Annotated in this window: 17 protein-coding genes, 1 tRNA gene and 2 pseudogenes; 6 read left to right on the top strand and 14 right to left on the bottom strand. The window is 60.0% G+C overall.

The genetic code is table 11. From position 1 onward, the window contains the following. Positions 1 to 37 precede the first annotated feature (37 nt). A complete protein-coding gene (locus AB1462_RS15575; protein WP_315336579.1) occupies positions 38 to 937 on the bottom strand; it encodes a fatty acid desaturase in 900 nt (299 codons plus the stop codon). 143 nt (positions 938 to 1,080) lie between these two features. Between AB1462_RS15575 and AB1462_RS15570 the strand changes: the two genes are divergently transcribed. Further along, a complete protein-coding gene (locus AB1462_RS15570; RefSeq protein WP_367247176.1) occupies positions 1,081 to 2,103 on the top strand; it encodes an AraC family transcriptional regulator in 1,023 nt (340 codons plus the stop codon). Between the two features lie 103 nt (positions 2,104 to 2,206). Here AB1462_RS15570 and fabF read toward each other — a convergent pair whose 3' ends face one another. From fabF to AB1462_RS15550, 4 genes are all read right to left on the bottom strand, one after another. Continuing rightward, on the bottom strand, positions 2,207 to 3,499 hold the full coding sequence (gene fabF / locus AB1462_RS15565; RefSeq protein WP_090402243.1) for a beta-ketoacyl-ACP synthase II: 1,293 nt from the start codon (positions 3,497 to 3,499) through the stop codon (positions 2,207 to 2,209). A gap of 80 nt (positions 3,500 to 3,579) precedes the next feature. Further along, positions 3,580 to 6,636: an efflux RND transporter permease subunit gene (locus tag AB1462_RS15560; RefSeq protein WP_090402240.1), complete on the bottom strand. Its 3,057-nt coding sequence runs from the start codon at positions 6,634 to 6,636 to the stop codon at positions 3,580 to 3,582. Further along, the gene (locus tag AB1462_RS15555) at positions 6,633 to 7,745 is read right to left on the bottom strand and encodes an efflux RND transporter periplasmic adaptor subunit (protein WP_367247174.1); all 1,113 of its coding nucleotides are present in this window, start codon (positions 7,743 to 7,745) and stop codon (positions 6,633 to 6,635) included. Before AB1462_RS15555 ends, AB1462_RS15560 begins: the two co-directional genes overlap by 4 nt. A 72-nt stretch (positions 7,746 to 7,817) precedes the next feature. Next, a complete protein-coding gene (locus tag AB1462_RS15550) occupies positions 7,818 to 8,432 on the bottom strand; it encodes a TetR/AcrR family transcriptional regulator (RefSeq protein ID WP_090402236.1) in 615 nt (204 codons plus the stop codon). 86 nt (positions 8,433 to 8,518) lie between these two features. Between AB1462_RS15550 and AB1462_RS15545 the strand changes: the two genes are divergently transcribed. Together AB1462_RS15545 and AB1462_RS15540 are read left to right on the top strand one after the other, a co-directional pair. After that, on the top strand, positions 8,519 to 9,979 hold the full coding sequence (locus AB1462_RS15545) for an efflux transporter outer membrane subunit (RefSeq protein ID WP_367247172.1): 1,461 nt from the start codon (positions 8,519 to 8,521) through the stop codon (positions 9,977 to 9,979). 65 nt (positions 9,980 to 10,044) lie between these two features. Beyond that, entirely contained in the window at positions 10,045 to 10,830 is a 786-nt protein-coding gene (locus AB1462_RS15540; RefSeq protein WP_090402232.1) for an SDR family oxidoreductase, read from the top strand. A 67-nt stretch (positions 10,831 to 10,897) separates the two neighbouring features. On the opposite strand, the pseudogene AB1462_RS15535 reads toward AB1462_RS15540, so the two are convergent. The 7 genes and pseudogenes from AB1462_RS15535 to AB1462_RS15505 all read right to left on the bottom strand — a co-directional run. Then, positions 10,898 to 11,351, bottom strand: a pseudogene (locus AB1462_RS15535) (OmpP1/FadL family transporter); the annotation flags it as partial. Continuing rightward, a pseudogene (locus AB1462_RS15530) lies at positions 11,344 to 12,056 on the bottom strand (tyrosine-type recombinase/integrase); the annotation flags it as partial. The pseudogenes AB1462_RS15535 and AB1462_RS15530, both read right to left, overlap by 8 nt. Positions 12,057 to 12,290: 234 nt before the next feature. Further along, positions 12,291 to 12,366, bottom strand: a tRNA-Gly gene (locus AB1462_RS15525). Between the two features lie 60 nt (positions 12,367 to 12,426). Continuing rightward, positions 12,427 to 12,987 (bottom strand): CDP-diacylglycerol--glycerol-3-phosphate 3-phosphatidyltransferase, encoded by a 561-nt coding sequence (pgsA, locus tag AB1462_RS15520; protein ID WP_027603207.1) that lies wholly within the window; start codon positions 12,985 to 12,987, stop codon positions 12,427 to 12,429. A 32-nt stretch (positions 12,988 to 13,019) separates the two neighbouring features. Continuing rightward, positions 13,020 to 14,843 carry an excinuclease ABC subunit UvrC gene (gene uvrC / locus AB1462_RS15515; RefSeq protein WP_090402231.1) on the bottom strand — a complete coding sequence of 608 codons (1,824 nt, stop codon included), beginning with the start codon at positions 14,841 to 14,843 and terminating at the stop codon, positions 13,020 to 13,022. Position 14,844: 1 nt separating this feature from the next. Beyond that, positions 14,845 to 15,486, bottom strand: coding sequence for a UvrY/SirA/GacA family response regulator transcription factor (gene uvrY, locus AB1462_RS15510; protein ID WP_010566015.1), 642 nt, complete (start codon positions 15,484 to 15,486; stop codon positions 14,845 to 14,847). Between the two features lie 151 nt (positions 15,487 to 15,637). Then, on the bottom strand, positions 15,638 to 16,003 hold the full coding sequence (locus tag AB1462_RS15505) for a helix-turn-helix domain-containing protein (RefSeq protein WP_090402228.1): 366 nt from the start codon (positions 16,001 to 16,003) through the stop codon (positions 15,638 to 15,640). An 82-nt stretch (positions 16,004 to 16,085) separates the two neighbouring features. Here AB1462_RS15505 and AB1462_RS15500 point away from each other — a divergent pair, with 82 nt between their 5' ends. Beyond that, the gene (locus AB1462_RS15500; RefSeq protein ID WP_259194293.1) at positions 16,086 to 16,325 is read left to right on the top strand and encodes a DNA-binding protein; all 240 of its coding nucleotides are present in this window, start codon (positions 16,086 to 16,088) and stop codon (positions 16,323 to 16,325) included. Positions 16,326 to 16,360: 35 nt separating this feature from the next. On the opposite strand, the gene AB1462_RS15495 is transcribed toward AB1462_RS15500, so the two are convergent. Continuing rightward, positions 16,361 to 16,792, bottom strand: coding sequence for a GNAT family N-acetyltransferase (locus AB1462_RS15495; RefSeq protein WP_090402223.1), 432 nt, complete (start codon positions 16,790 to 16,792; stop codon positions 16,361 to 16,363). Then, positions 16,793 to 17,542 carry a carbon-nitrogen hydrolase family protein gene (locus AB1462_RS15490; protein WP_367247171.1) on the bottom strand — a complete coding sequence of 250 codons (750 nt, stop codon included), beginning with the start codon at positions 17,540 to 17,542 and terminating at the stop codon, positions 16,793 to 16,795. It abuts the gene before it with no gap. Between the two features lie 147 nt (positions 17,543 to 17,689). On the opposite strand from AB1462_RS15490, the gene AB1462_RS15485 reads away from it, so the two are divergent. Beyond that, positions 17,690 to 17,824: a hypothetical protein gene (locus AB1462_RS15485; RefSeq protein ID WP_315336567.1), complete on the top strand. Its 135-nt coding sequence runs from the start codon at positions 17,690 to 17,692 to the stop codon at positions 17,822 to 17,824. 342 nt (positions 17,825 to 18,166) lie between these two features. Further along, positions 18,167 to 19,243 carry a 3-deoxy-7-phosphoheptulonate synthase gene (locus AB1462_RS15480; protein ID WP_367247170.1) on the top strand — a complete coding sequence of 359 codons (1,077 nt, stop codon included), beginning with the start codon at positions 18,167 to 18,169 and terminating at the stop codon, positions 19,241 to 19,243. Positions 19,244 to 19,322 lie beyond the last annotated feature (79 nt).

The following is a 19,322-nucleotide window of genomic DNA, read 5'->3' as shown; positions in this document are numbered from 1 at the left end:
CTGGACATTGATATTTTCGAAGCTTGGGTCCCCCCTGCTACTCAGGACGCCGCGCGGCTTCGACATTGCGTCGATTGAAGATACCGATCATAGGTGTTCCGTGGGCACGCATGATCGGCTCGATACGGCGATGCAGTGCGTGGTAGTGATAGAACGGCACCCGCGGGAATAGGTGGTGAACGGAGTGCAGGTTCTGCCCGAGCCAGAACCACTCCAACGGTTTCATCCATCCGGGCATGATCAGACTGTTGGTGTTCCGGTAACGAGAGGAGTCCTTGTACGGCACGTGGGGGCGATAGGCGAACCAGTACGCGACGAAATATCCACCGGCCAAGTAGCCGAACAACAGCAGAGCCCAGGTATGCTCTCGCTCAATGAGCGTAATGAGCGCAACCCGCCAGCCGATCGCGAACAGCACTTCAGCAATGTACGCCGCCTTTACCCGCCGTGGAGCGGTCGGCCAATAATCGCGGAACAAGAAGGTGTTCTGGACCCACAGAAAACGAAATCCGCAAACCAGGAAGGCGAGCAATCCACCGCTCATGCCGTTAACGACGTAGTCCGGATCCTTGTCCGGCTGGTTGGTGTAGCGATGATGGGTGAAATGCTCGACCTTGTGAGTAGAGAACGGCACTATCATCAAAGGCGCGACCAGGTACCCACAAAGATCATTGAGCCACTGCAGTCGATTATGATCACCGTGAATGTTTCCATGCACGGCCTCATGCAGAGGTGTATAGGACATGTATGTAACGACGGCGTAGATCAGCGTTGCAGTTGTCAGCGACAACTGGCCTGTCGCAAACAGGTAAAAGTCCCCAATAAGCGATGTCCACACCAGTAACACCAGTGCCATCGTCGGCCAGGCCAGTTCAGCGGTGTATTCGCGTGCCGTGGCGACGGCCTTCTTATTCAGCGCGTTGAGATCCAGATCCATGGTCGTCCTCCCGGGACGTTCTTATTGTTTGGTGTTTGCGCAACCTTAGCGGGTAGTCGTGTAGCCTTAGTAGGACATGGGGGGCCTTTCGCCATGCATTTCTGGCCAGGCCGTATCACACCGTTGTTTCAGAAGATTCCGGCATGGGCATACCAAAGCACGCGAGCTTTAAGCACCCCGTCGCCATCAGTCAGGTGATGGTGAACTTCGCCGCGCGCTACGGCGTCCATGCACAGACGTGCCTGCTGGGTACCGGCATCACCGAAGCGCAGCTGCGGGACGCGGACGCCCTGATCACACGCGAGCAGGAGATGCGTCTGATTGAAAACCTGATGCTCGCTTTGCCGGACGTTCCCGCACTGGGCTTCGAGCTCGGCCTGCGATACAACGTTGCGACTTTCGGCATCTGGGGATTTGCGCTGCGAACCAGTCGCAATGTGCGCGAGGCCGTTCAGTGCGCGCTGCGCTATCTGCCGCTCAGCACGGCGTACTGCCGATTGGAGATATTCTGCGACCAGCACGAATATGGCACTAGCGTCGACGCCTCGGCGATCCCGCACCACCTGCGGCAGTTCCTGTTGGAGCGAGATATGGCGACAGGCATTCGTCTGTTCGACGAGCTGGCGTTGTCGGGATTGCATGTGCTGCGGCTCGAATTTCAGGGCAGGCCGCCGGCGCACGCGGACCGGATCGAAGCACTCAGCGGCATCGCGCCACACTATGGATGTTCGCGCAACGCCATCGTGCTGCGTCGGCAAGATGCGGAGTTGCCTCTGCCGATGTACGACCTACATCTGGTCCGACTGTTGGAAGATCAGTGCCGCACGCAACTGCAGAGACGGCAAGTCGGCGGCGTCACCGGCCAGGTCCGACAATTTCTCTTGGGGGCAACGGGGCTGGCAGCCTCCCTCGAAGAGGTTGCGAATCAGCTGGCGATGGCCCCGCGCAGCCTGCATCGCAGGCTGACAGAGGAAGGCACTACCTTCCGCAAACTCGTCGAGGCGGAGCGTAAACAACTTGCTGGGCAACTGTTGGAAAATACTGAGATGAAGCAGGAGGATCTAGCGTTTCAGCTTGGCTACGCTGATTCTACAGCCTTTGCGCGTGCGTTCCGACGCTGGTTTGGACAGTCACCGAACGAGTATCGGAAAGTCTCAAAGCGGTGAGCGCAAATCAGGAACTCCTAACTCTAGCGGTCGGCTTGCATGACGGTCTATCGTGCAAAAACAACCGACCGTCAGCCATAAGCCGGTCACTTGAGTTTTACACTCAGTGTTTAGCATCCCAGCGGCGGAATAGGACACTGGCGTTGACGCCGCCGAACCCGAATCCATTTGAGAGCGCGTGGGTGATCGGCATCTTCCGGGCATTCAGGGCAACCAGATCAAGCCCGTCTGCGGCCTCATCGGGATGATGCAGGTTCAGCGTGGGCGGTACGACCTGGTCACGCAGCGCCAGCACCGCGAAGATGGCTTCAATGCCCCCGGCCGCGCCCAGCAGGTGCCCGGTAGCGGATTTGGTAGAGGTGATCGCCACACCGGAGTCAGTGCCGAACACCGAGCGAATGGCGGCCAGTTCTCCGCTATCGCCGACCTGGGTGGAGGTCGCGTGGGCATTGATGTGCTGCACGTCGGCAGGGCTGACAGCGGCTTGGCGCAGCGCTTGCTCCATGGCACGCCGCGCGCCATTACCGTCTTCAGGGCCTGCCGTCAGGTGGTAGGCATCGGCACTGGTGCCGTAGCCGACCAGTTCCGCCAAGGGCTTGGCCCCGCGTGCCAGGGCATGCTCCAGCGATTCGATCACCAGCACGCCGGCGCCCTCGGCCATGACAAAACCGTCGCGATCACGGTCGAAGGGACGCGACGCTTCCTGCGGGCGCTCGGCAAATCCCGTGGACAGCGCGCGAGCCGCCGCGAAGCAACCTAGGGTGACACGGTCGATTGCCGCTTCGGTACCACCGCACAAGGCGATATCAGCCTCACCGCACCTGATCAACCTGGCCGCATCGCCGATGGCCTGCACCCCAGCTGCGCAGGCGGTTACCGGCGCGCCGAGCGGCCCCTTGAAACCGTGGCGGATGGAAATATTCCCCGCCGCCATGTTGGCCAGAAAGGCCGGTGCCGTGAACGGTGACAAGCGTCGCGGGCCGCGGGCGTCGGTGGTGCGTACGGCATCGGCAATCGCGCCAAAGCCACCCACGCCCGACGAGATAATCGTGGCGGTCCGCTCCTGGTCGGCCGCTTCAGTCGGATGCCAGTTGGCCTGGGCCAGAGCTTCGTCGGCGGCTACCAGGGCGAACTCGATGAAGCGATCCATTTTCTTGCGATCCTTGACCGAAATGACGCGCTCCGGGTCATAACCGGCGCTGGCGTCTTCCTCCAGCGACGGCACCTGGCCGCCCACCGCCACACCGGTACCCTCGGTGATATCGCCAGGCAGGATACGAATGCCGGAGCGTCCGGCCAGCAACCGCTGCCAGACTTCTTCAACGCCGCAGCCCAGGGGGCCAACAATACCTACGCCCGTGACAACAATTCGCTTTTGACCTTCGGCAGTACTCATAAGAACCTCTTCATTTCTCAGTCGACGCGCAATAGAAGCAGTCAGTGCTCGTTTGCTTACACCAGCCTCGCTGTTTCAGTTTAAGCAGGATGGTCAGGACGGATCTTGAACCAGATGGAATACATCGCTGGCAGGAACACCAGCGTCATGATAGTGCCGACGAACGTGCCGCCGATCAGCGTGTAGGCCAGCGTCCCCCAGAAGACCGAGTGTGTCAGGGGGATGAACGCCAGGATGGCCGCCAGCGCCGTCAGCAGCACGGGGCGGGCCCGCTGTACCGTGGCTTCGATGACCGCGTGGAACGGATCCAGCCCTTCTTGCGCGTTGTGATGGATCTGCCCGATCAGGATCAACGTGTTGCGCATCAAGATGCCCGAGAGTGCGATCAGGCCGACCAGGGCGTTGATCCCAAAAGGCTGGTGGAAGATCAGCAGGGTTGGCACCACGCCAATCAATCCCAGTGGCGCAGTGAAGAACACCATCATCATGGCCGAGATCGAACGCACCTGCACGATGATGATCAGCAGCGTCAGGGCAACCATGATCGGCAGCAGCGGCACGATCGCCTGGCCGGCCTTGCCCGACTCCTCGATGGCCCCGGCCTGCTCGATCCGGTACCCGTCAGGAAGGCTGTCGATGATCGGCTGCAATTGCTTGATGATCGCGCTCGATACGTCTGGCGGCTGCAAGTCTTCGGCAATGTCGCCGCGCACGGTAATGGTCGGCGTGCGATCACGCCGCCGCAGGATCGGGTCCTCCATGCGCACATCAACCTCGCCGACCTGGGACAGCGGAACACGCTGCCCCGTCGCGCCCACCAGGGTAAAGCCTTCTATCTTGGCGGGATCGAGCCGAATATCACCCGCAGCGCGGCCGACCACCTGCACCGAACGGATGTCCTCGCGAACCGCCGTAATCGGCACCCCCGTGAGCAGGAACTGCAACTGCTGGGCGACGGAATTAGAGGTCAGGCCCACCGCCTGCAAGCGATCTTGATCCAGGCTGAAATGCAGCGTCGGCGTCAGTGGTCCCCAGTCGGTATTGACGGTCCGCATCATCGGGCTCGCTTGCATGACGTCTTGTACCCGGCCGGCGATCTCGCGCAACGTTGACGGGTCGGGGCCCATGACCCGGTAGGCCACGGGGAATGGCGAATACGGACCAAACACCAGTTGAGTCACCCGCACCCGAGCCTGCGGGGCGAGCCCTTCGGCGACTGCTTCGCGAAGACGGAACTTGAGGGTCTCACGGGCTTCCTGGCTGTCGGTCAGCACCACAATCTTGGCGAAGGACGGGTCAGGGAGCTCCGGCGCCATCGCCAGGTAGAAGCGCGGCGCACCTTGACCGATATAGGCGGTGACGATTTTCGCCTCATCCTGCTTTTGCAACCAGGCCTCCACCTTGGCAGTGGCGGCGCTGGTCTGCTCGATGGAGGTTCCATAGGGCATCTGCACCTCGACCATCACCTCGGGACGGTCTGAGGTCGGGAAGAATTGCTTCTTGACCAGGCCCATGCCGAGAATCGCCACGACAAATGTCGCGACCACGGTGCCGACTACCCACCATTTGCGCGCGATGACGCGGGTCAGAATCCGGCGGAAGCGGTTGTAATGACGAGTGTTGTAGATGGCCGCGTGACCGCCCTCGACCGGCTTGATGTCCGGCAACATCTTCACCCCCAGGTATGGCGTGAAGGCCACCGCCACCACCCAGGAGGCAATCAGGGCGATGCCGACGATCCAGAACATGTTGCTGGTGTATTCACCGGCGGTCGACTGCGCAAAGCCGTTGGGCATGAAGCCAATCGCCGTCACCAGCGTACCGGACAGCATTGGCGCAGCGGTGTGGCTCCAGGCATAGGCGGAGGCTTTGATCCGGTCGTAGCCCTCCTCCATCTTCACCACCATCATTTCGATCGCGATGATCGCGTCGTCCACCAACAGTCCGAGCGCCAGGATCAGCGAACCCAGGGTGATGCGGTCAAAGTTCTTTCCAGTGGCCGCCATCACCACAAACACTATCGCCAGTGTCAACGGTACGGCGGCTGCGACCACAACGCCTACACGCCAGCCCATGCTGAGAAAGCAAACGAGCATTACAACCAGCAACGCGACAAAAAACTTGACCATGAACTCGCCGACGGCCGAATCAATGTTCACGGCTTGATCGGTGACCTTGGTCAGCGTCATGCCCAGTGGCATGCCTTCATTGATCCTGGTCGTCTCGGCGTCCAGTGCCTTGCCCAGGTCCAGGCCGTTCCAGCCCTCGCGCATTATGACCCCTAGCAGCAGGGCCTCTTCGCCGTTATTGCGCACCAGGAAAGTAGCGGGGTCTTCATAGCCGCGCTCGACTGTCGCGACGTCCGAGAGCTTCAGCGTGCGCCCCTGGACCGCAAGCGGTGTATCGCGAATTTTCGCCAATTTATCGAAGGCGCCGTCCACCCGCAGGACAACCTGCGGACCGTTGGTTTCGATAGAGCCAGCAGGCGTGAGCAGATTCTGGCCGTTTAGCGCGGCGAAGATCTCCTGGGGCGAGACGCCCAAGGTGGCCAAGCGATCATGGGAGAACGACACAAAAATGCGCTCGGCCTGCTCACCGATGATGTTGACCTTCTTCACCCCCGCCACGTGCAACAGGCGTTGGCGCAACGACTCAGCATCACGTACCAGCAGACGCTGCGGTTCGCCTTTGGCTTTCAGGGCGAACAGCGCGAATGTCACATCGGCAAACTCGTCGTTCACCATCGGCCCGATGACGCCCGCCGGCAGCCGGGTGGCCTCATCGTCGAGTTTTTTGCGCGCCTGATAGAACTCCTCCTGCACTTGCGAAGGTGGCGTGCGATCGACCAGCGACACCATGGTGAAAGCCAGACCTGGACGGGTGTAGGTTTCCGTGCGGTCGTACCATTTCAGTTCTTGCAGGCGCTTTTCAAGCGGCTCGGCGACCTGGTCCTGCATCTCTTGGGCGGTCGCGCCCGGCCATGCCGTGATGACGGTCAACTGCTTGACCGTGAACGGCGGGTCCTCGGCACGCCCCAACTGGAAGAACGCCAAGGTACCGGCGACGGCAATCAGGAAGATCAGGAACACCGTAATAGAGCGCTCGCGAACCGCGAGCGCCGATAAATTGAGGCTCATTGACGGCTCCCGGCAACCTTCACATCAACCGGCTCGGTCATCAGCCGCACTTCCTCACCATCGCGCAGCAGATGCGCGCCCAGCGCGACAATGCGCTCGCCGACCTTGAGCTCACCTGCAACTCGGGCGGCGTCGTCGCTCAAGCCCAGTACCTGAACAGGTCGCCAGCTGACTTTCGCCGGTTCGCCGGCAATGACCCATACACCGGGTCCCTTGCCCGGGTCATAGAGGGCAGCGATCGGAACTTGCAGGACCGGCCCTTGCGCGGAGTCTTCGGCGATCCGAAGGGTGACGGTCGAACCCAACGGCGCATTGGCCAGCCCACCTGCCAATACATACCGAGCCTCAAAGGTGCGCGTCACACGGTCAGCCGAATCCGAGAGCAGTCTCAGCTTCGCAGTGACAGCAGCCGAGGTGTTGCCATAAAGCGTCGCCTGCGCGGTGGACCCTGCGGCCGGACGCAAGGTTTCTGGCAACTGCACGATGGCTTCGCGCTGCCCGGCCCGCGCCAGTCGAATTACGATTTGCCCGGGGCTGACCACCTGCCCTGGCTCGGCGAGCGTCTCCATCACAACACCGTCGGCGTCCGCGAGCAACACGGCATAGCCCGACGCATTACGGGCCACGTCAGCCTGGGCTTGCGCGGCACTCAGTTGCGCCTTCGCGGTATCGGCTGCGGCTTTGATTTGGTCGTAGCCCGAGGCGGAAATGGCACCGGCGGCAACCAGGTCGCGATAGCGAACCTCGTCATCCGCGGTTTGTTTGGCTCGGGCTTTGGCGGCAGCGACAGCTTCTTGCTGCGCTCGTGCTTGCAACCCTAAGTCAATGGGGTCGAGACGCATGAGCGGCTGACCACGCTTAACGGTCTGACCGGTATCGACCAGACGCTCAAGCACCTTGCCCGACACTCGAAAACCCAGGTCACTCTGGACGCGAGCCGCCACGACGCCGGTGAAAGAACGCGAGAGACCGGACGAATCCTGAACTTCAGAGATCCTCACCAAGGGGGCAAGGGTGCGCGGATCTTTAGCGGTGGAAGAGTCGCCACACGCCGTCAAGATGAGAGGCAACAAGCAAGCGGCGAGGGGGACAGGTCGAAGCCGGCGCATAGGTTCCCTTTACTTATAAATAGGACAGAAGTCACATTCTCAGACCGGTGACCATTATTGTCAATAGTCACTTCATGGCGCCAAACTGCGCAATATCAACGCGGTCAAATGCATCGACGCCTCTCGCATCCCGTCCAGATTGTATTGCAGCTGGCCCGGATTGATGTAAGGACACGTGACTAAATAGATGGCGCCAACCACCTCATCAAGCGGCGTTTTTCGCTCGAATTCCCCCTCCTCTCGCCCCGCCAGAATGATTTGCGTGATGACTTCCCGTAAGCGCTCCTCATGGAGCCTCACCGACGGCCACCGCTCCCGCGCGGCAACCGCGGCAATGTCGTAGAGCTTTCGATCATAGAAGAACAGATCACTGCCAGCCTCTATCAGCCCACGAAATAAGCTCCTTAGCTTCCCGGAGGCCGTCGGCGCATCCGAAACCATAGCATCGACGATCTCCATGACAGTGGCGAGTCGGTTCGCGCAGATCACCTCGCCGATCGCCTGCTTGGAATCGAAGAACTTGTAGATATAGGCCTTGGAGAAACCGATGGATTTGGCGAGATTGGACACCGTGGTTTTTCCATAACCGTAACGCCCGAAGTGCCCGGTTGCCGACTCAACGATCTGATCGCGGACGCTGTGCTCCGAAGGACCACGCAAATGGAGTGCCTGTATGTGTTCAGTCATTTTTAACTTCGCTCATGAGCGTCAATTGACAACGAGTGACCATCATGTAATGTAGTCACAAATCCTTTTCGATTCAAGGAACCTCAATGCCTTCCTTCCGCCCCGTAGCTCTTTTGGTGAGCGCCAGCCTGATGGCCGGCTGCGCGGTTGGTCCGGACTATCACCGTCCGGACGCTCCGCTTTCGGACCGCTTCCTGGGTCAACCCTTTGTCGAACAGCGACCCGCGGCGGTGCCAGCCAGTCTCGTGGACTGGTGGGAAGGCTTTGATGATCCAGCGCTAACTGAATTCGTCGCCAAGGCGCTTGAGCAGAATATGGACCTGGCGCAGGCGTCGGCGCGAGTCGCGCAGGCTCGGGCGGGACTGGGTGCGGCCAATGCCGCTTTGCTGCCCTCGGGCAATATCAGCGGCCAAGCCGCGCGCTCCTACCAGTCAGTCGAGACCCCACTCGGCCAGGTGCTGAATTCAACGCCTGGCTATGATCGCTACGGAAGTGCCTACGAGCTCAACCTCGATGCCAGCTGGGAGGTCGACCTCTTTGGCGGTCTGCGCCGTGGACGCGAGGCGGCACTGGCCGAGTACCAGGCTTCTGAAGCAGGTGCCGCAGCCACACGCCTGGCTGTTGCGGCGCAGACCGCCGACATCTACATCACTGTTCGCGGACTGCAGGCGCGGCTGGACATTGCGAACCAACAGGTCAAAACGCAGCAGGAACTGCTGGAGAAGGTCCAACTGCTCTACAGCAAGGGCCTCGCCGCTAGCTATCAGGTTCGCCAGACCGAAGGAGCCTTGGCACAGGTCCAAGCCACAGTGCCCGTTCTGCAGACCGGCCTGGATGCCGCGATGAACGCACTGGATATTATGCTCGGCAAGCCGCCCGGCACCCATCGCACACAACTGGCAAGTGCGGGGAGGATTCCTCTCGCGCCGCAGATCAAGGCTACGGGAACACCGGCCGATCTGCTGCGCCGCCGGCCGGATCTCATCGTGGCGGAGCGCCGCCTGGCGGCCTCCAATGCACGCATCGGGGAGGCCGTTGCTGAGTACTACCCGAAATTCTCCCTCAGCGCATTGCTGGGCAGCGCCACAGCCGTATCCGCCGGTAATCTTTTCACCGGGGGCGCCAGCCAATCAGCGGGCGCACTGGGTCTGCGCTGGAGACTCTTCGACTTTGGCCGCATCAACGCGCAAATCGATCAAGCAAAGGGGCAGGAAGCCGAGGCCCTGGCCGCTTACCGCCAGTCTGTGCTGCGCGCCACCGAGGACGTCGAGAACGCATTCTCGGCACTGGTGAATCGAGAGACCCAGACCACTACCCTCACCCTGGGTGAAGCTTCGCTGACCCAGGCTCGGCAATCGTCGTTCATTGCCTATCAGAAAGGCACCGCCAGCCTGATCGATGTCCTGAATGCCGACGAAACGCTGCTACAGGCCTCCGATGCCCGGGCGCAGGCGCGAACGGAATCGGCACGGGCGGCGGTTGCGGCATTCAGGGCCCTGGGGGGTGGCTGGCAACCGCCGGAAACCAAACCGGTGGCGAGTCGCTGAGTTGATCAGCCCAGGCAGTTCTTCATCCCCCTACCCTATTGGCTCAACAACCCGAGATCAGCGATATGAAACCAAACGAACACTCCTGGGTACTCATCACAGGCGCTTCAAGCGGATTTGGCGAGGAATTTGCCCGACAATATGCCGCGCAGGGGAAATCGCTGGTCCTGGTAGCACGCAGACTGGATAAGCTCGAAGCGTTATCAGCGCAGTTGCGCGAACAGTTCGCCGTTGAGGTGATCGTCGAGCAAGTAGACCTGTCGTCGATCCCCGCGGTCATCGAACTGCATAAGCGGCTGAGCGAGCGGCGAATAGTGGTCGACGTGCTCATCAACAATGCGGGACATGGGTTGCAAGGGCCTTTTCTGGATCAGCCTCTGGACCGTTCCCTGGCCATGATCGATCTGGATATCGCCAGTCTGACGGCCCTGACTCACGTCTTCGCGGCAGACATGCGAGCCCGCAAGCGTGGACACATCCTGATGGTCGCCAGCCTGCTGTCTTTTCAAGGCGTGAAGAATTTTGCCGTTTACTCTGCCGCTAAAGCTTACGTGCTGCGCTTCTCTGACGCATTGCATCGTGAACTCAAAAGCGACGGCGTCATCGTGACGGCACTTTGTCCGGGGATGTCGGATACCGGGTTTGCTCAAAGCGCCCGGCAAACGATTACGCCAGCCTTGAAAATGGTCATGATGCAACCACAACCCGTAGTCCGCGCTGGCATTCGAGCGCTGCAAGCCGGACGTTTGAGTGTCGTGCCGGGCTTTGGCAACAAGGCGATGACCGTCCTGACCTGGGCCACACCGCGTCGGTTTCACCAAGGTCTCATGGCACGCATCATGGGCGCCTGAAAGGACGGCGAAGTGCTCTGGAAGCCGGGAGTCAGCCTACACTCCCGGCCGGTCAAGCGGCACTCGATCAGAAGCAATAGCTGACGGAAGTACCAAAACCACTCGCACTGTTTTTGTACTTGGAGCTGTAGGCTCCCCGGGTTGCCGACGCATCGTTGACCCGCACGCTCTCTTCCCACAGATAGGAATAAGCGACATCAACGGTGACATTGTCCACGGGTGTCCAGCCTGCACCGAAGCTGATAACTGTCCGGTCGCCTGTAGGAAATGCCGTTGGTGACCTTGGTCTTGGCATCCAAGTGGCAACTGACCTTGGAATGGTAAGTCAATCCCAGACGGGTTCGATCCGTCGCCTGCACCAGGATACCGGCGTTGAAACCAAGTGCCGTATCGTCACCGTTGCTTTTGAGTTTTCCATCATTGCGACCTGGGCTGAGTGGGTTGGGCACCATGCCGGTTATCTCACCGCTGATGCGGTTGATCGTAGGCCCAAAACCGATCGACACGGTGTCGTTGAAAGCCAAGCCGAGTTTGGTCGGCACCGCCGTAGTTTCGAAGCGCGGCCATCAACCTCGGCAGCTCGTCCATGCGGAGAAACGGATTGTGCGTCACGGGAGGTTTGGTAAGTGCGACCACATCGAGGTCTGAAGCTGGGTTGTGTTCCAGCCCCTCAATTTTCACCAGCGCATAGCGGAACAATTGGTTAAACCAGGTCCGGCATTTTTCCGCCGTCGTTAAGGCCTTGCGCTATTCGATCCTGCTCAGTAAATCCAGCAGATCGTGACGATTGATATCGTAGATGGACCGCCCGCCCAGGGTGGACAGGACGTCTTTATTGAAGATTCTCAAGATCTGCGAGAGCGTGCTCTGGCGTCCTTCCTTCAGGCTCAGCCTGCGGAACTCCACCCACTGATTGAACACGGCCTCGAAGGTGTGCTCTGCCGCAAAAAGAACAGCACGACGCTGCTGTTTACGGTGCTCATAGGGATGATCCCTTGGGCGACCAAGGCGCGCGCCTCGTCACGTCGGGCACGGGCTTCTTTGAGGCTGATTTGCGGATAACTACCCAGAGACATGCGCTTTTGCACCCCCGCCCAGTAGTACCTGAAACGCCAGATTTTTCCGCCGCGCGCCGTCACGTTGAGCGCAAGCCCATCCGTGTCGCCCATCGTGTAGTCATTGCCGGTGATTCGGGCTTGCCGAACGGTGGTATCCGAGAGTGCCATCGCGAGCTCCTGAACAGAGTCAGGGCCAGATGCTCGTCTCGCTATCCAAGCTGCTCCAGCAAAAAACCGATTCAGTGCTCATCCAGATCCAAGATCCTCATTCGGGACTTAAATCGGACTTAAACGCACTGGATGGAGCTGGATTTCAGTGGTTCCCGCTGGAACGAAAAAAGGGCCTAAAGGCCCTGATTTCAATCAATTACAGAATTCAGTGGAACTCTGTAGCGCAATATTTGGAGCGGGAAACGAGACTCGAACTCGCGACCCCGACCTTGGCAAGGTCGTGCTCTACCAACTGAGCTATTCCCGCTTGGTGATGCGCATTCTATAGAATCCTCAGCACCCGTCAACCCCTTGATTCAAAAAAGTTTTATTTCTTTTCAACGGTGGTGCGCAGATGCGGCCAGGCAGCGCGCAGATATTGGAGCATCGACCACAGGGTCAGGCCCGCTGCGATCAGCAGCAAGGCGTAGCCAGTGAGGACCCAGAACGAGAAGTCCGATGGGTTGGCCAGCAGGATGACCAGCGCGAGCATTTGCGCGGCGGTTTTCCATTTGCCCATATTGGACACGGCCACGTGGGCACGGGCGCCGATTTCGGCCATCCATTCGCGCAGGGCCGAGACGACGATCTCGCGGCCGATGATGACCGCTGCCGGCAGGGTCAGCCACAAGTTGCCGTGTTCCTGCACCAGCAGGACCAAAGCGACGGCCACCATGAGCTTGTCGGCCACGGGGTCGAGGAATGCGCCGAACGGTGTGCTCTGTTCGAGGCGGCGCGCCAGGTAGCCGTCGAGCCAGTCGGTGGCGGCCGCAAAGGCAAACACTGAACTGGAAGCCAAATAACTCCATTCGTACGGCAAATAGAACAACAAAATGAAAATCGGGATGAGCAGGACGCGTAGAACGGTGATCAGATTAGGGATATTCATCGGCACAACTGGCTACGAGGTGGAAAGGCATTCTATTCGCTATGCAGATTCGCATAAATCAGCTCAGCGAGCTTTTTACTGATACCCGGTGCTTTGGCTATCTCGTCAATGCTGGCACGGGACAGCTCCTGCAAGCCACCAAAATGTTTAAGCAAGTCGCGACGCCGCGTCGGGCCTACCCCTGCCACCCCTTCCAGGGTTGAGGTTCGCCGGGTTTTACCACGGCGGGCGCGGTGGCCGGTGATGGCGAAACGGTGGGCTTCGTCGCGAATCTGTTGAATCAAATGCAACGCGGGTGAGTCGCCCTTCAAAGTGAACTCATGGGCGGCATCATTCAAGTACAACGTCTCGAAACCCGCCTTGCGCGTCGCGCCCTTGGCCACGCCGAGCAGGATCAGGTCAGGCACCGCCAGCTCGTTGAGCACGTCCCGGGCCATGGATAACTGGCCCTTGCCGCCGTCGACCAGGAGGATGTCCGGCAACTTGCCCTCCCCGTCCTTCAATTTGCTGAAGCGGCGTGTGAGGGCTTGGTGCATGGCGGCATAGTCATCACCAGCAGTGACGCCTTCGATGTTGTAGCGCCGGTAATCGGACTTGATTGGCCCTTCCGGCCCGAACACCACGCAGGACGCCACGGTGGCCTCGCCACTGGAGTGGCTGATGTCGTAGCACTCCAGGCGCTGAGGCGGCTCTTCCAGGTTAAGGACTTCGGCCAGGGCGTCAAAGCGTGCGGCGACGTGCTGTCGGTTAGCCAGGCGCGCGCTCAGGGCTTGCTCGGCGTTGGTCACCGCCAGTTGCTGCCAGCGCGCGCGGGTGCCACGTACGCGGTGGCTGATGTCCAGCTCGCGGCCGCGCAATTCGTGGATCGCTTCGATCAACGTGGGGAAGTCTTCGTGCACCACATTGACGATCAACTCCGACGGCAGGTCGCGCTCGGGGCTGCTCACGTAGTATTGGCCCAGGAAAGCGGCCATGACTTCGGCGACTTCCTCGTCAATACCGGTCTGCGGAAAGAAGTTCTTGCTGCCCAGCACCCGCCCACCGCGCACGCTGATCAGGTGCACACAGGCACCGCCCGGATTGACGAAGGCCGCGATCACGTCGACGTCGCCGGTGCCGCCTTCCATGCTTTGCTGATCCTGGACACGGCGCAACAGCGAGATCTGGTCGCGTAGCTCGGCAGCCCGCTCAAAATCCAGGGTGCTGGCCGCCTGCTCCATGGCTGTGGAGAGTTCATCGGTGAGCGCATTGCTGCGTCCTTCAAGGAACATCACCGAATGACGCACATCCTCGGCGTACTCCGCCGGCTCGACCAAGCCCACACACGGTGCCTTGCAACGTTTGATCTGATACTGCAGACAAGGCCGCGTGCGGTTCTTATAGAAGCTGTCTTCGCACTGGCGCACAAAAAAGGTCTTTTGCAGCAGGCTCAGGCTTTCACGAATGGCCCCAGCGCTGGGATAAGGCCCGAAATACTTGCCCTTCGCCTTCTTCGCCCCACGGTGAATGCTCAGGCGCGGGAAGCTGCCGTCGGATAAAAACACATAGGGATAGGATTTATCGTCACGCAGCAGAATGTTGTAGGGCGGCCGCCATTCCTTGATCAGCGTCTGCTCAAGCAGCAGCGCTTCGGTTTCGTTGGCGGTGATGGTGGTTTCGACCTGGGCGATACGCGCCACCAGGGCGGCGGTTTTCGGCGCGAGACCGGTCTTGCGAAAATAGCTCGCCAGACGACTCTTCAGGTTCTTGGCCTTGCCGACGTAAAGCAGGCGCGCCTCACTGTCGAACATGCGGTACACGCCTGGGCGGCCACTGCAGGTTGAGAGAAAGGCACTCGGATCAAACGGTGTGGTCATGTCAGGCGCTGGCGTCCACCATGCCGTGGCGCACCGCGAGCAGGGTCAATTCAACATCACTGCTGATGGCGAGCTTCTCGAAAATACGATAGCGGTAGGTGTTGACGGTCTTGGGTGACAGGCACAACTTGTCGGAGATCGCCTGTACCTTCTGGCAACCGACGATCATCAGGGCAATCTGGATTTCCCGCTCCGACAGCGCATCAAACGGCGAGTCACTGGTGGGCTGGAAGGACTTGATAGCCAATTGCTGGGCGATCTGCGGGCTGATATAGCGCTGGCCGGCAAACACCAGGCGAATGGCCTGGACCATTTCCGCCAAGCCTGCACCTTTGGTGAGGTAACCGGCAGCGCCAGCCTGCAGCAGCCGTGTCGGAAACGGGTCTTCCTCGCACACCGTCACCACCACGACCTTGATGTCCGGATGGCTGCGCAGCAATTTGGTCGTCGCACCAAGACCGCCGATCCCAGGCATCTTGACGTCCATCAACACCACATCGGGTTTCAACTCCCGGGCCTTGATCAGGGACTCCTCACCTGACTCGGCCTGACCGACTACTTGCAGGCCATCGATGTCAGCCAGCATTCGTGTAATGCCTGTACGAACGAGATCATGGTCATCGACTACTAGCACCCTAATCAAGCAGACACCTCGCGAAATAGTCTTATAGGTTGCTGAACACCTTAGCAAAAAACCAAGGCGCAGACCTAGCTGCAAGCGTCATATATGTAGAGTTTGATTAAGCGACAGCCACTCGCCGTGCAGCGGATGGCTAAATTTGCTGGGCAAAGCGTCAGGAATCCTGGGGCTGTGGCTTGGCTTTTCCGTTAATCGCAACCGAGTGCTCGGCCAGGGTGGAGGTCAGGCGACGGATTGCAGCCTGGTCTTCCTCGAACATTGCGCGGTAGTCCCCGAGGACCTTCTCCTCGATCTGGCTCAGATTTTCCAGTTGAATTGGCGTGGCTGCGCCGGTCAAGACATACAGCACATCTACACCTCTTTGGGCGACACGAGACAAGTAATCCGCTTTAGGCGCACGCCCTCCACTTTCATATTTACCTTGTGCGTTGGCTTCAACGCCCCCTATTTCACCAAACACTTTTTGCGACAAGCCAAGTCGCTCCCTTTCTTGCCTTAAACGCGAACCGATTCCACTCATTTGGATGTATGATCCTATTTGGCACACCCCAAGAGGTGACACGCTCATCTCTTTATTAAACAAACTTGAACGGTTTTGAACTATGCCCGGAATCCGTACCGCTGCACAAGCCAAGGCCTGGCTGGAACATCAAGGAAAGTCAGTTCAAGCGTTCGCCCGGGAACATGGCGTTGATCCGGCAACCACCTATCAAGTGCTCGCTGGGCGCAAAAAGGGACGGCGTGGGGAGGCCCATAAGGTAGCGGTCCTTTTGGGCATGAAAGAAGGGGTTATCCTTGCCGAGGCGGGAAGCCTGAACAACGATCAGGAGATGAGTTCCTGAAGCCAGTATGCGCTTATAAGAAGCCGGTGCACGTTTTAGCTTGAGCGACAAACACGCTCCATACGCCAGAAGCAGTCGTCTTCACCAACGATGCTGAGCCCCATGCGCTGATAGAGCCTTCTGGCCGGATTAGTCTTGAATACGGTCAAGCGCAACAGTCCCAGTGCCTGCGCCTTGAGCGCCATCTGCTCCAACACCCAGCAACCCGCGCCTAACCCGCGACACGCCTCCAGCATATGCAACTCGCGAATATAGAGGGCACGGCTGTCGCGACTCAGACTGATAAACCCGAAGACACTGTCGTCCCGGCAGATCAGCCAGTTTTCCCGACCGGCCCAGGCGGTATCGAAGCCTTCGTTGGACCACCACAACCCATACTCAACGTAGTAGCGGGCCATTGCCTCGTGGGTCAGCTTCCGTGCAAACGGAAGGTCCTGGTCCGTTGCAGCGCGCAGGTGAAATGCCATTTAGAGAGCCATCACTCGGCTAGCCCAACCCCGGCCAGCGCGACGGGCAATCAGCAGCGCATCGCCCACGCCAGGGACAGCAGCAAGCAAACTGCCATCGGCGGCCCAGATCGCACTGCGACCGGCGCAGGCCCAGCCACCTGAAGGACCACCATGATTGGCCATCAACACCAGCAGGCCATGTTCAGCGGCATAGTCTTGGAGCAGCGCACTGTCCGTGGCGTAGCCGCCCTCACTGATCAATACTCCTGCGGCATAAACCGTAGCGCCCGCTCGCGCCGCAGCACGGGGATGACTGGCATGGGAAAAGTCTGCGCACACCGCCAGCGCAATCCGCTCATCCCCCCACTCAAGGGCTGCACCGCCCTGCCCTGCGACAAACACAGCCTCTTCGCCAGCATGCAGATGCTGCTTGGTGTAGACCGCCAGGGAGCCGTCCGCTCCCAGCACCAGCGCACCGATCAACACACCCGCCTCTGGCGTCACTCGGATCGGCATCCCCACCACCGCCGTCAGTCGCAGTTCCCGCGCCATCTCACGCAGGGGTGCCAGCACCTTGTCCTCTGGCACAATCGCCAATTCAGCGGCCAGCGACGGCTCATACCCCGTCAACGACAACTCGGGGAATACCAGTAATTGCACACCCTGTTCCGCCGCGGTGCGCATAAATGCGCGGTGCCGTTCAATATTGGCTGGGACATCGCCCGCGATGGAAATGGATTGAGCAGCAGCAAGGGTGAAGGCAGTCATGGTCGCGTCCAAGCAATCAGTATCAAAGTGCAAACAGCATATCGGCACTCACCCCATAGCCGTAAGTACTCCACCGCAATAGAAATTACTGATTGAATCTCCCTGCGTGCCTCGAGTAAGCTCCCCTCATAAATTTGGAGACACACCATGTTGCAACTCACCCACACCCAGGCTTGCCCTGCTGCCAGCGCCCAGCGCTCGGTATCGGCTACCCGTGTGAACGGTTCGAGCGCACTGGTCAGCTTTTATTTTGGGTATTGGTTTAGCCACTGGCGCGCCTGATACCTGAAATCGGCGCCCACTACTCAAGGGGTCGCCTACCAGAGAAATCTAACCCCCGGTCGGCTCCCCGACCGGGGGTTTTGTTTTTTCAGGTCTCCACAAACTTTTCAGCTTGATCAAGAACACTTAAAGGAATCACGACATGAACTATGCCACCTATTACCGCTACGACACGTGCACTGCATGGCGATTTAGCAAGCTCCGCTCGGGACAGCCTGCCGCCTCCGATCGGTCACCTATTGGTGGCAAACCAACACACGTAGCCGATACGGCGAATTGTCGAACACCCCAGTAGGCCAAGCGCGCGGGAATAGCCCGCCGCTTGCCCAGGAAGCCTTGAATATGAACTCCTCCGTCGCCGCTCTGCCCCTCTCTGCCTTGAACAGTGCCCTGACCAGCGCCAATGAAGCCCTGACCCAGCGCCTGCCCAGCTCACTTGAGCTCAAGCACCAGTTGCCCCTCAGCCCGTTCCTCAACGAACAGATCCACGCCCATCGCCAAGCCGTGCGCGCCATCCTCAATGGCGAAGATTCACGCTTGCTGGTCATTGTGGGGCCGTGCTCGATCCATGACCCGGAATCGGCCATGGAATACGCCCGCAACCTGAAGAAGCTGGCCCTCGAAGTCAGCGACCAGATGCTGCTGGTCATCCGCGCCTACGTCGAAAAACCACGCACGACTGTCGGCTGGAAAGGCCTGGCCTATGATCCACGCCTGGATGGCAGCGATGACATGGCCGCCGGCCTGACTCTGTCCCGCGAGTTGATGCGCGAAATGCTGCGCCTGGGCCTCCCGGTTGCCACTGAGCTGCTGCAACCCATGGCCGCCGGCTACTTCGATGACCTGCTCAGTTGGGTGGCGATTGGCGCGCGCACCACGGAGTCGCAGATCCACCGTGAGATGGCCAGCGGCCTGGGCATGCCCGTGGGCTTCAAGAACGGCACCGATGGCGGCGTCGCGATTGCCTGTGACGCCATGCGCTCGGCGTCCCACCCGCACCGCCACTTCGGCGTCGACAGCCAAGGCCACCCGGCAATCATCCAGACCCCTGGCAACCCCGACACCCATCTGGTACTGCGTGGCGGTCACCGCGGGCCGAACTACGATGCGCAGAGCGTGGCGCGGGTAAAACACGACCTGGCCAAGTCCAAGGTCACCCCCCGGATCATGGTCGACTGCAGCCATGCCAACAGCGGCAAGGACCCGCTGCGCCAACCGGCCGTGTTCAACGACGTGCTGGAGCAACGCTTGCAGGGTGACACCTCGCTGATCGGCATGATGCTCGAAAGCCATCTGTTCGAAGGCTCTCAGCCGTTGAGCCCGTCGATGAAATACGGGGTGTCAGTGACCGACGGCTGCCTGGGCTGGACCGCCACCGAGCAGTTGTTGCGTGCGGCGGCCGAGCGCCTGCGCGCTTAAGACTGATTGATCAAGGCGCTGCTACCGCAGGTACAGCGCCTCATGACAGCGTCAAGCACACTGGCCATTCGTGACGTGC

It is taken from the genome of Pseudomonas sp. SB113, from assembly GCF_040754745.1.
GTDB classification, from domain to species: Bacteria; Pseudomonadota; Gammaproteobacteria; order Pseudomonadales; family Pseudomonadaceae; genus Aquipseudomonas; species Aquipseudomonas grimontii.
Note: the sequence above shows the minus strand (reverse complement) of the source record. Positions and strands in the feature narration are given on the sequence as shown.